This is a genomic window from Bacillus sp. FF-1 (genome assembly GCF_028548245.1).
Lineage (GTDB): Bacteria > Bacillota > Bacilli > Bacillales > Bacillaceae_G > Bacillus_A > Bacillus_A paranthracis.
This window is the reverse complement of record NZ_JAQQGG010000004.1, coordinates 22,249-34,448: the sequence shown is the minus strand read 5'-3', so window position 1 is coordinate 34,448 and position 12,200 is coordinate 22,249. Positions and strand designations below refer to the sequence as shown.

General features: G+C 36.4%; 10 protein-coding genes. All 10 read right to left on the bottom strand.

The genetic code is table 11. The features are described 5' to 3' along the window. Positions 1–16 precede the first annotated feature (16 nt). Positions 17–934 (bottom strand): sigma-E processing peptidase SpoIIGA, encoded by a 918-nt coding sequence (gene spoIIGA / locus PQF83_RS15480; RefSeq protein WP_000261993.1) that lies wholly within the window; start codon positions 932–934, stop codon positions 17–19. Positions 935–1,249: 315 nt separating this feature from the next. After that, complete coding sequence (gene ftsZ, locus PQF83_RS15475; RefSeq protein WP_000888991.1) at positions 1,250–2,404, bottom strand: cell division protein FtsZ; 1,155 nt, start codon at positions 2,402–2,404, stop codon at positions 1,250–1,252. 39 nt (positions 2,405–2,443) lie between these two features. Further along, positions 2,444–3,751, bottom strand: a complete 1,308-nt coding sequence (gene ftsA, locus PQF83_RS15470; protein WP_001087555.1) for a cell division protein FtsA — start codon at positions 3,749–3,751, stop codon at positions 2,444–2,446. 400 nt (positions 3,752–4,151) lie between these two features. Further along, a complete protein-coding gene (gene divIB, locus PQF83_RS15465; protein WP_000798230.1) occupies positions 4,152–4,922 on the bottom strand; it encodes a cell division protein DivIB in 771 nt (256 codons plus the stop codon). A 98-nt stretch (positions 4,923–5,020) separates the two neighbouring features. Beyond that, positions 5,021–5,926, bottom strand: a complete 906-nt coding sequence (gene murB / locus PQF83_RS15460; protein WP_000437040.1) for a UDP-N-acetylmuramate dehydrogenase — start codon at positions 5,924–5,926, stop codon at positions 5,021–5,023. 61 nt (positions 5,927–5,987) lie between these two features. Beyond that, positions 5,988–7,082 (bottom strand): undecaprenyldiphospho-muramoylpentapeptide beta-N-acetylglucosaminyltransferase, encoded by a 1,095-nt coding sequence (murG, locus tag PQF83_RS15455; RefSeq protein ID WP_001265415.1) that lies wholly within the window; start codon positions 7,080–7,082, stop codon positions 5,988–5,990. A 105-nt stretch (positions 7,083–7,187) separates the two neighbouring features. After that, entirely contained in the window at positions 7,188–8,279 is a 1,092-nt protein-coding gene (spoVE, locus tag PQF83_RS15450) for a stage V sporulation protein E (protein ID WP_000753510.1), read from the bottom strand. A 90-nt stretch (positions 8,280–8,369) separates the two neighbouring features. Continuing rightward, positions 8,370–9,722 carry a UDP-N-acetylmuramoyl-L-alanine--D-glutamate ligase gene (gene murD / locus PQF83_RS15445; protein ID WP_000860124.1) on the bottom strand — a complete coding sequence of 451 codons (1,353 nt, stop codon included), beginning with the start codon at positions 9,720–9,722 and terminating at the stop codon, positions 8,370–8,372. After that, positions 9,723–10,697: a phospho-N-acetylmuramoyl-pentapeptide-transferase gene (mraY, locus tag PQF83_RS15440; protein WP_000893058.1), complete on the bottom strand. Its 975-nt coding sequence runs from the start codon at positions 10,695–10,697 to the stop codon at positions 9,723–9,725. Between the two features lie 22 nt (positions 10,698–10,719). Beyond that, on the bottom strand, positions 10,720–12,195 hold the full coding sequence (gene murE, locus PQF83_RS15435) for a UDP-N-acetylmuramoyl-L-alanyl-D-glutamate--2,6-diaminopimelate ligase (protein WP_000766300.1): 1,476 nt from the start codon (positions 12,193–12,195) through the stop codon (positions 10,720–10,722). Between the last annotated feature and the right edge of the window lie 5 nt (positions 12,196–12,200).

Genomic DNA, 12,200 nt, shown 5'->3' with positions numbered 1-12,200 from the left:
ATCCCGCCTCCCATTATTAAGCAATTACCATTTTTTGCGAAATTAACATTTTCGGATGCACAATACATTGATACTCTCCATTGGTTGACAACTGTTGTGTATTTAATCCAATCAATACTTTATTGACGACAATAGAACTACCTTCATGATAAATTTGTACACTTTCTGGCTTAATTGCCCATAAAAATTGATTCTCTACTCCTACTGCTCGGAAAGGAATTAAGCGTAATTTTGTCGCCCACCCAGAATCATTTTCTGGTATTTGAGGAATCTCTGTTTTGGAATAAATTTGTTCTGTTAACCAAGCTGGTAAACAATGTTCTAACGATGAAATATGCATAATCATAACAGGTGTTTTCGTTAACGGGTCGTAAAGTTGATTCCCACTATCAATTAAACCTGCGAGTTCTAGTTCCTCTTCAGCTAATTGAATTTTCAATTTCACAATTTGATCATAGTGTATTTTTGTAACCTCTACGCTTTCAATACGCTTTTTAGAAAAATAATAAATGACTGGAAAACCAAAAATAACGAACAACCAACTAATTGGGTCACCATAAGAAATTGATTGAGATTGAACCAACCCATTTACCATTTCATTCGTTTGCAAAAAGAAATGAGTGCCCATTAATCCTCCGCCAACCATAAAGGTTACAAAGTAAAAAGTAAAAACAGTTTGTGCATAATTTCTAAATGTTGTAAACCCAAATGCTGTATACACAATAAGTAACGAGTACAGTAGTTTCATAATCGGATGTGTCATCATAGAAGCAAAAGGAGTAAAGGCAAAAATAACAATGGTTGAACCTATCAATGCCCCTAACACAAGCCTCCATCTTTTGATCTTCTTTTTTAACACGGTAGCCGTTAATAAAAGTAAAAGAAAATCAATGCAGGCGTTTAACAACCAAACAACGTCGGCGTAAACAACCAAACAATTCACCTCTTTTTTTAAGTTGAGACTAGTATAATGCATATCCAATAGGAAAGTGTGTCAATTTGCGGAGGTGTTTTTTTGTTATTTTGTGCTTTCTAGACATAATCTGTCGGTAAAAAATAAAAGTATATGTTTCATAGAATGCTATATACTTTTTACTTACATATAAAGTGAAACTTTAATCACCACGCACCAATCATGTTATCCGGCAAATAGCGAAATAGATTAAAATATATAAAATAAAAAAAGACCTGCTTAGGCAGATCTTTTCCCCGTATAAAACAAAAAAGGAGCATAAATGCTCCTTTTCTTTTATCGTCTACGACGATTACGTAAGAATGCTGGAATATCGATATCATCTGAATCTGAATGACGCTCATGTACAACTGGCTCTTCACGCTTCATTTCACGTTTTACTTCACGTTGTTTTGGTGGTTGAGCTACTGGCTGTTGCTGTTGTTGCGTGTGATTCACATTCGGACGGATAATTGGTTTTGGTGGTTGAGTTGCAATTGTATCATCAAAACCAGTTGCAATTACAGTTACAACGATATCATCTTTTAATCCTTCATTAATAACCGAACCGAAGATCATATTTACTTCTGGATCTGAAGCTGAAGCTACAATATCTGCCGCTTCTTGTACTTCATATAAGCTTAAGTTAGCTCCACCAGTAATATTCATGATAACACCTTGAGCTCCATCAATAGATGTTTCTAATAATGGACTAGAAATCGCTTTTTTCGCAGCTTCAGCAGCACGATTTTCTCCATTACCAGAACCAATACCCATTAAAGCAGAACCTCTATTAGACATAATTGTTTTTACGTCTGCGAAGTCTAAGTTAATTAAACCTGGTGTTGCAATTAAATCAGAAATACCTTGAACACCTTGACGTAATACGTTATCCGCTTCACGGAATGCCTCTAACATTGGCGTGTTTTTATCAACAATCTCTAATAAGCGATCGTTTGGAATTACAATAAGTGTATCTACATTTTCTTTAAATGCTGCAATACCAGATGCCGCTTGTGTTGCACGCTTACGTCCTTCAAATGTAAATGGACGTGTTACAACACCAACTGTTAATGCACCTAATTCTTTTGCCACTTGAGCAACAACTGGCGCTGCACCAGTTCCAGTTCCGCCGCCCATACCAGCAGTTACGAATACCATATCAGCACCACGAAGTGCTTCTTGGATCTGTTCTTTACTTTCTTCTGCAGCTTTTTTCCCTACTTCAGGGTTTGCACCTGCACCAAGTCCACGTGTTAATTTTCCACCAATTTGCATTTTTGTTTCAGCTTTTGATAGATTTAATGCTTGTGCATCAGTATTCACAGCGATAAAGTCTACACCTTGTACACCGTGTTCAATCATACGGTTTACAGCATTGTTTCCGCCACCGCCGACACCGATAACTTTTATATTCGCTAATTGATCTTGAGTAGTATCAAACTCTAACATGTCGAAATCCCCCTAGAACCTCATTTTTCGTGTCCAATTTTAATCCCATAAATAACGGAATACACGTTTTACTTTTGACATCATACGGTCATCATTTTGATTATTATTGTTTTGATTACGAGTTTTTTGTTTCGCAGGTTGCTGTTGTACCGGCGCTGGAGCTTGTGCTGGTACTGGTTCAAAATGCTCTTGCTTTTCCTGTACATTTTTCCCACGTAATTTAGCTTTTTGATAAGAATGTTTAATTAATCCTACTCCACTTGTATATTGTGGCTCACGCACACCAATATAATCAGGAGTTGCTATACGAACATTTTCATGTAAAATATCATATGCAAGATCAAGGACACCTGGCATAGAAGCAATTCCACCAGTTAGTACATAACCAGAAGCTACTTGCTTTACTCCTAACTTACGCACTTCATCTTGAACAAACATTAAAATTTCCTCTACACGAGCCTCTATTATATCCGATAATTCCAACTGAGAATATTGTTCTGTTTGATCGCTTCCCATAATAGGAACCGTAAACATCTCTTCTTCAGATGCTGTATCATAAAAAGCATGTCCATATTTCAACTTAATTTGATCTGCATTTTCTGTTGAAGTTTTCAACCCAATTGCAATATCCTTCGTTATATGGTCTCCACCTAATGGTAATACGCTCGTCGCTTGTAACTCTCCATCTTTAAAAATAGATAAAGTTGTAGATCCTCCGCCCATATCAACAAGGGCTACTCCTCTATTTTTTTCATCCGAAGATATAGCAACTGTTGCAGCCGCTAAAGGTTGAAGACAAATATCAACAATTTCAAGACCTGCTTTTTCTACACAACGAAGTAGGTTATGTAGTAAAGTTCTCGAGCCTGTAATAAGTGTACCTTCCATTTCTAATCTTACACCGATCATCCCGCGTGGATCGTTAATCTCGTCAAGACCGTCTACAATGAACTGTCGAGGTACCACATCAATAAACTCACGTTCTGGAGCAATTGACACAACTTGTGCTGCATCTAGAACGCGTAAGACATCTTCATTCCCGATTTCACGATCTTCATTTGAAACAGCGACTACTCCGTGACAAGGAAGTAGTTGTACCTGGTTTGCATTGACACCTACTACAACTTGCTCAATGTGGATTCCCACCATGCGCTCAGCTTGTTCAATTGCTTTTTTAATTGATCGAACAGTCTCGTCTATATCAACTATCGATCCCTTCTTTAAACCATTTGATTTTACATTTCCAACACCAATAATGTTTAAGCTGTCATTAACCATTTCACCAATGATGACTTTAACATTGGATGTACCGATGTCAAGACTAACATATATTTCATTGCTGTTCATTCTTTGGCACCTCCTTCTTTATTTATACCATACAACTCAATATATGGAACAACAATCGCAACTTTACTATTTATAAGAAAAATATTCAACGTCTTTATACGTTTCCCTTTTTTAACCCTATATTTTTCTTATTTTTATTTAACATTCATTTAAGAATATCGCAGTAAACTGTGAATAACTGCTTATCTTGAAATAATTCCATTTCAAGTGTAAAGATTACCGCCAAGTATAAGTCTACACTAAGATGTACTCATAGAAAAGTGAAACTTGTACCAATCCTAGTATGAATCTAAGAATTTTTACATCTTTTTCATCAAATGAACCATTCTTGTAAATTCAGGCACATCCAATAGAACGTTCGTTTCGTTTTTTCTACAATAACGTAGCGAACACTATCTTTCTATTCTTTTTTTTCTTCCGCCCCTAATTCTTTCGTATATGCCCCTACTTCTAAGTCAATTAATACCTTTTTACCCGGCTCAATTGTTTTTAAGATAAGTGGATAAGCTTCCATACGTTTTGCGAAATTTTGAATCGTAGTGCTCACTTCATACCCTTCATTCATATATAAAGTAAGGTGGTCTTCATTCGCATTCGTCGGTGAATAACGAATTTCAGAAATAGACCTTAAAATAGTTGGGGTTAATTTTTCAAGCTCAGCAATTAACTCCTTCATTTTTTCCTCTTTAAAAGGTTCAAAAATTGGCGCTGCAACAGGAAGTTTTCCGTTCGGGAGTACATCAAGTGTTTTCCCATTCTCTAATAACGGTTGTAATTTCCCTTCTTTGTTTATATAACCAATCGTTAAATATTCTTCAATATGAACGTCAATTTTATTTGGAAAACGTTTCTTTACATTTACTGCTTTAATTTCTTTTCGTTTCGTTAAATTTTCTTCAGCTTTATGTGCTGTCACCCGGAAATAACTTGTATCATACGTCACACCTGATTCCTTCATCACTTGTTCATCTGTCATATAATGATTTCCAAACACACTTATCTTTTTTATATTGCTAAGCGGAGACCGAAAATAAATTAAAAAGAGAACTAATAGAAATAAAATTGATATGTATAAAATCAACCGATGATTAACATTTTTCTTCTTTTTTTTCTGTTGATTTTTTAACTTTGGTACACGATCCTGTAGTTTAATTACTTTACTATTTTTCATGTACGATCCCCCTACGTAACATAAAGAACGGCATGTTCCTCATGCCGTTCTTATCTTCTTATTATAACATAAATGATAATGAGCGGAACGAATAACCGTTATCTTCCAATGATTTCTACTTCTGTATGCATTTCTACGCCAAATCCATCCTTAATTGTTTGTTTTATTAATGCAATTAAAGATAAGACATCTTGCGCGCTGGCTCCCCCAGTATTAATAATAAAATTCCCATGCATTTCAGAAATTTGAGCTCCACCTATTTGATAACCACGAAGCCCCGCCTTTTCTATTAAATCTCCTGCAAAGTATGGAGTTGGATTCCGAAACACACTTCCTGCACAAGGGTGATTCCATGGCTGTGTTTCACGACGGTAATCTTTATTCTTTTGCATAACACTTACAATTCCTTCACGCTCTCCTATCTGCAATTGAAACTCAGCCTCCAAAACAATACCAGGACGTTTCGTTTGCAATACAGATGTACGATAGGAAAACTCCATTTCTCCATGCGTTAACCAGTCAATTGTTCCGTCTTCAAACAAAATAAGAGCTTTTGATAATATGTTTGATATATCCGAATTATGTGCTCCTGCATTCATATACACTGCACCGCCAACACTTCCTGGAATACCACTTGCGAACTCCAGACCGGCTAACCCTTGCCGACTAAGTAAAGTTGATAATTTAATTAGGGGATACCCACCACCAACTCTTACTCTATGTTTTTCGACTTCTAAGTGGTCTAATCCTTCTCCTAAACGAATAACGACACCTTCTATACCTAGATCAGATACAAGAAGGTTCGAACCGCGACCAATTACAGTCCACTTTGTTTTATATTTCTTTACTAACTGCAACGTTTTTTCAATACCGGCAACATGCTTTGGCACAATTAAAATATCAGCTGGTCCACCTATTTTCATAGTTGTATAACGTGCTAACGGTTCATCCACTAACACGCGACCAACATTTGCTTCTATAAGCTCATTTACTAATTGCTCCATAAACAATCTCCCCCATACTAAGCATCCTTATTACAGTAGTATGCAGGGCGTTCACCTAACGTTATTTTTTTACAAGCTTATTCATTACTTCATACAACTTATTTGCTGCATCTGGAATACCTAATTGCCCAGCAGCAAGCTTCATATTTTGTAATGTTTGTGCATCTAATAAAATCTCGTCAATATCACGAATAAGTGTTTCAGCTGTTAAATCTTTTTCAAGCAACATTTTTGCTGCTCCTTTATCGACAACAGAACGTGCATTTTTTTCCTGATGGTTATTTGTTACATAAGGACTCGGAATTAACACACTTGGCTTACCTAACGCTGTTAATTCTGCAAGTGTTGTTGCTCCAGCTCTTGAGACAACAAGGTCTACACCTGTAAGTACTTCTGGCATATTATGAATGAAAGGTTTAATAATAACATTATTCGGGTTCCCTTTTTGCTTCACTGCATCCATCACTTTGTCGTAATGAACTTCACCTGTTACATACAATATTTCGTAACTTTTATTTCCAAACTGTTCAATTGCCTCTACGAAAGCATCGTTAATTGGTCTAGCCCCACGGCTGCCACCAAAAATAAGCACGGATTTTTTAGGAAGAGATAAACCTACTGAACGTTTTCCTTTCATTCCATTTTGATCCATTACTTCTGACGCTCGTGGGTTTCCTGTCATGACCACTTTTGACTGCGGAAAATGTTCTGCAGCCGCTTCAAAACAAACTGCAACTTTATCAACATAGCGGCTTAAAAATTTATTCGTTACACCAGGTACACTATTTTGTTCATGTACAATAGTTGGAATACCTAATTTTGCCGCAGCATATACAACAGGTCCACATACATATCCACCTGTTCCAATTACAATATCTGGATTGAAACGACGAATATATCGTTTACTATCTTGTACACCTTTTAGAAAACGCATCACCGTTTTCACGTTATCTAACGATATTTTACGCTTAAATCCACTTATAACAATAGATTGAAACGGTATACCTGCTTTGGGCACGATTGTGCTCTCTAATCCATTCTCCGTACCAATATATAAAAACCTTGCTTCCGGATTTAATTTTTTTATTTCTCTTATTAAAGCAAGAGCCGGATAAATATGACCTCCAGTGCCCCCACCACTTACTAATACACGCACTACTAACTCCTCCGCTTCTCTTTTTCTTATTACAGTCGTATTTATTTCTATATACATATTGTTTCTTCGTACACATACGAAAAACCCTGTCTTATAAAACAGGGTTTAGTAGCGAGAATGGCGACTTATATTTAATAATACACCTACTGCCATTAACATTAATGTCAAACTTGATCCACCATAACTTAAAAACGGCAAAGTAATACCCGTAACAGGCATCAATCCTGTTACAACACCAACATTAATCATTACTTGAATCGCAATCATCGCCACAATACCTACTGCTAAAAACGTACCATATAAATCTGGCGCTCCTAAAGCTATACGAATCCCACGCCATAATAATAGACTAAATAATAATAACACAAATGAACCACCAATAAAACCTAATTCCTCGGATAAGATTGCAAATATAAAGTCTGTTTGCGGTTCAGGTAAATAAAGAAACTTTTGTCTACTTTGTCCAAGTCCAAGCCCGAATAATCCACCTGGTCCAATTGCGAGTAACGATTGAATAATTTGAAATCCACTTCCAAGCGGATCTGACCACGGGTCTAAATATGATGTAATACGTTTCATCCGATACGGTGCTGATGCAATTAGCCCTACAAATCCTGCTACACCAAGCAAACCAAACATTGCAAAGTGAAAGACTCTTGCTCCTGAGATAAATATCATAATGATACATGTCCCAACCATTACCGTCCCTGTACCAAGGTCGGGCTGTAACATAATCATTCCGAAAGCAAGAAATACAAAACCTAAAGCTGGTAGTAAACCACGTTTAAAAGAGGTAATTAATTTTTGTCGTTCCGCTAAAAATTTCGCTAAGAAAATAATCATCGCAAACTTCATAAATTCGGACGGTTGAATGGAAAATGCCCCGATTCCAATCCAACTTCGCGCTCCTCCTCGAACAAGACCTACTCCAGGAATAAGAACGAGAATAAGAAGAATGAAGCAAACTAGCAAAATTACTTTTGAATACGTACGCCACACCCAATAATCAATTTTCATAATAAAAAACATAGCCACTACACCAAGACCTGCGAATAGCAATTGCCTTTTTGCAAAAAAGAATGAGTCCCCCATTTTATAAGAGGCCCAAACCGCACTCGCACTATAAACCATAATCATTCCGATTGTTAACAACGCAAGTGTAACGATGATGAGAATAAAATCAGGCGTTTTCTTCATTACCCATAAACACCACCTCTTTAGGCAGAAACTTTTGCCCTATGTAACAAAACATCAGTAGGTGTTAGCCTACTGATGTTTTGATTTACTTTATATAAGTTTATGCACAGCTTGTATAAAAATGTCTCCTCTTTCTTCAAATGTTTTAAATTGATCCCAGCTTGCACATGCTGGAGAAAGAAGAATTACATCGCCATCTGTAGAATGAGCATAAGCTTTCACTACAGCTTCATCTAAAGTATCGACACTTTCAATTGTATCTAATCCCGCTTTTTCTGCAGCTCTTACTAATTTTGGAGCTGTTTGTCCAAATGTTACAATCGCTTTAACATTTTTGAAATACGGAATTAAATCATCGAATTCATTTCCACGATCTAGCCCACCTGCTAATAACACAGTCGGTTGTGTAAACGCAGATAAAGCTTTCTCTGTCGCTAACATATTCGTTGCTTTTGAGTCATTATAAAACTTACGGTTGTTTATAGTTGTTACGTATTCTAAACGATGTTTTACACCTGTAAAACGTTTTAAAACTGCCGTAATCGCTTCATTAGAAACACCCAATAATTTTGAGATACTCATCGCTGCTAAAATATTTTCTAAATTATGTTGACCAGGTAAAACGATATCGCCTACTTCAACAACTTTTTCACCTTTAAAATAAAGAGCATTATCTTTTATACACGCACCATCTTCAATTTCTTTCGTTGTTGAGAACAGTACTTTTTGACCTTTACTATAAGCAGATAAAGCCATCACATCTGCATCATCTGCATTTATTACACTATAATCATTTTCTGTTTGGTTTTTAAAAATATTCGCTTTTGCTAAACCATATTCTTTCTTCGTCCCATGATAATCTAAGTGGGCCTCAAATAAATTTAAAAACGCAGCAATTTTAGGTTGGAACAATTCTACTCCCATCAATTGGAACGATGAAAGTTCTGTAACTACAACTTCATTTTCTTTCGCATCCTGTGCAACTTCACACGCTACAGTTCCAATATTCCCTGCAATTACGGGATGCTTTTGTCCTTCTTTTAGCATTTCAAATGTAAGCATTGTCGTCGTCGTTTTACCGTTAGACCCCGTAATCCCAACAAATGGTGCTTCTGAAATACGATATGCTAATTCAACTTCCGTAACAATTGGAATTTGCTTTTCTTTCGCAGCAACTAATATTGGATTAGAATACGGGATTCCTGGATTTTTTACTACAAGAGAAATATTTCTCTCTAATAATTCTAAAGGATGACCACCACATACAACATCCATTCCTTTTGCTTGTAATTCTGCAGCAAGTACATTCTCTGCTAAAGGCTTTCCGTCATTTACAATAACATTTGCCCCTAACTTTTGTAACAATGTAGCTGCTGCATAACCACTTTTTGCAATGCCTAATACAAGAATATTTTTATTTTGAAATTCAGTTACAGTTTTCAATTACATCCACACCCCGATATAAATTCCTAACACAGCTAATAAAAATCCTACAGACCAAAACGTCACAACGACACGCCACTCTGACCAACCACATAATTCATAATGATGGTGTAGTGGACTCATTTTAAAGACACGTTTTCCTGTTGTTTTAAATGAAATGACCTGAATAATAACCGATAAAGTTTCCATTACGAATACTCCGCCAATGATTACAAGTAGCAATTCTTGTTTTAATAAAATCGCTACAGCTGCAATGGCTCCACCTAAAGCTAATGAACCTGTATCTCCCATAAACACTTTTGCTGGATTCGCATTGAATACTAAAAATCCAAGTACAGCTCCTACAACTGCCATACAGAATATCGCTACTCCAAATTGCTCTTGTGCCACAGCAATAATACTAAATGCTCCAAATGCAATAGCAGCAGTTCCTGATAATAAACCATCTAAACCGTCAGTTAAGTTAACTGCATTTGATCCACCAATAAGCATAAATAGTACAAGTACAAAATACGCCCAACCTAATTCAAACTTAACATCCGTTCCCGGAATCATGATGTATGTGTGGAACGCTTGCCCTTTTCCAATTAAAAAGAACGCAATAGCAATAACAAGCTGACCTACTAATTTTTGTTTTGATGTTAAACCAAGATTTCTCTTCTTAACTACCTTTATGTAGTCATCTAAAAATCCAATCAATCCGTAACCAAATGTCACTAATAGTAATAACGATACCTCTGCACCTAAATGATTAAACTTAATCGCCATAATAAGTGAAGTTACCATCATAGATACGTATATGACGATACCACCCATTGTCGGTGTCCCTGATTTTTTTTGATGTGATTTTGGTCCCTCATCACGAATACTCTGTCCGAACTTTAATTTTCTTAAAAATGGAATAAACAATGGCGAAAGGGCAACAGAAATTAAGAATGCTACCCCAGCCGTTACTAATAAACCTTGCTCAAGCACATGTAGTCCTCCTCTCACGTTGTTACTCTTCGTTGTTTAAACGCTCTGTAATTGCTTCTTTAGCGATTTCACGATCATCAAAATGATGAACATCTTTACCAATAATTTGATATGTTTCATGACCCTTACCAGCAATAATGATAATATCTTCAGCTTTTGCGTTAGCAATTGCATGGTATATCGCTTCTTTTCTATCAATAATTACTTCATAATTATTTCCATTTGCACCATGTACCATATCATCTAAAATAGCTCCTGGCTCTTCACTTCTTGGATTATCTGAAGTGTAAATGGCGTGAGTTGCATATCGTGTTGCAACACTTGCCATGATTGGTCTCTTCGTTCTATCTCTATCACCGCCACAACCGACGATGCAATATACGTCACCTTTTGCAAACTGTTTTGCTGTTTTTAATACATTTTCTAAGCTATCTGGTGTATGTGCATAATCAACAATAACTGTATAATTTTGTCCACCATCAACTACTTCAAAACGTCCTGGAACTCCAGCTAGTTCCTTTATTACATCAATGATTGTTTCTAAACTTACACCAGAAACAAGTCCTGCCGCTGTCGCAGCTAGTACGTTATATACATTAAATTTCCCAATTAATTTCATCGTAACATTTACACTCTCATACGGGGTTACAAGCGTAAATGTAGTTCCACCACTTGTCATAACGATATCTTTTGCCATAACATCACTTGTTGTATCAATTCCATACGTTACAACAGTTGCTGCAGTACTTCTCATATATTCCGCTGTTACAGCATCATCGTTATTCAATACCGCGTATTTTTCACGATTATGATTATAACTATTGCCAAGTTGCGCAAATAGCAACCCTTTTGCATGTTTATATTCTTCCATCGTTTTATGATAGTCTAAATGATCTTGTGTTAAATTTGTAAACACTGCGACATCGTAATCACATCCGTGTACACGGCCAAGATCTAAAGCATGTGATGAAACTTCCATTACTGTGCTATCCACACCGTGTTCAACCATTTTTGCAAACGTCTGTTGAAGTGTTAGTGCATCTGGTGTTGTATTTTTCACCTCAAATGTTTCATCACCGATTTTCATATTAATCGTTCCAATTAGCCCGGTTTTATGACCATGTGCGCGCATAATCTCATCCATAATATGCGATGTTGTTGTCTTTCCATTTGTACCTGTAATACCGATTAAATGTAACTTGTGTGTTGGTTGACCATAAAAATAATCAGCTAAAACCGCTAACGAACGAAAAGTATTTTTCACAAGTACAACTGGAACGTCAACATCAATTGGTCTTTCCGCAACAATAGCAGCCGCTCCTTGTGCCGCTGCTTGCTTAGCAAAATCATGGCTATCAACCGTATATCCTTTCATACATACAAATAAGCTTCCTTCTTTCACTTTACGTGAATCAGCTTCTATAGATGTGATTTCTGGATTTTCTTTTGGAACAACTGGAAAATCATGCAAACATGATACAAGTGTATGCAACTTCATTTCAC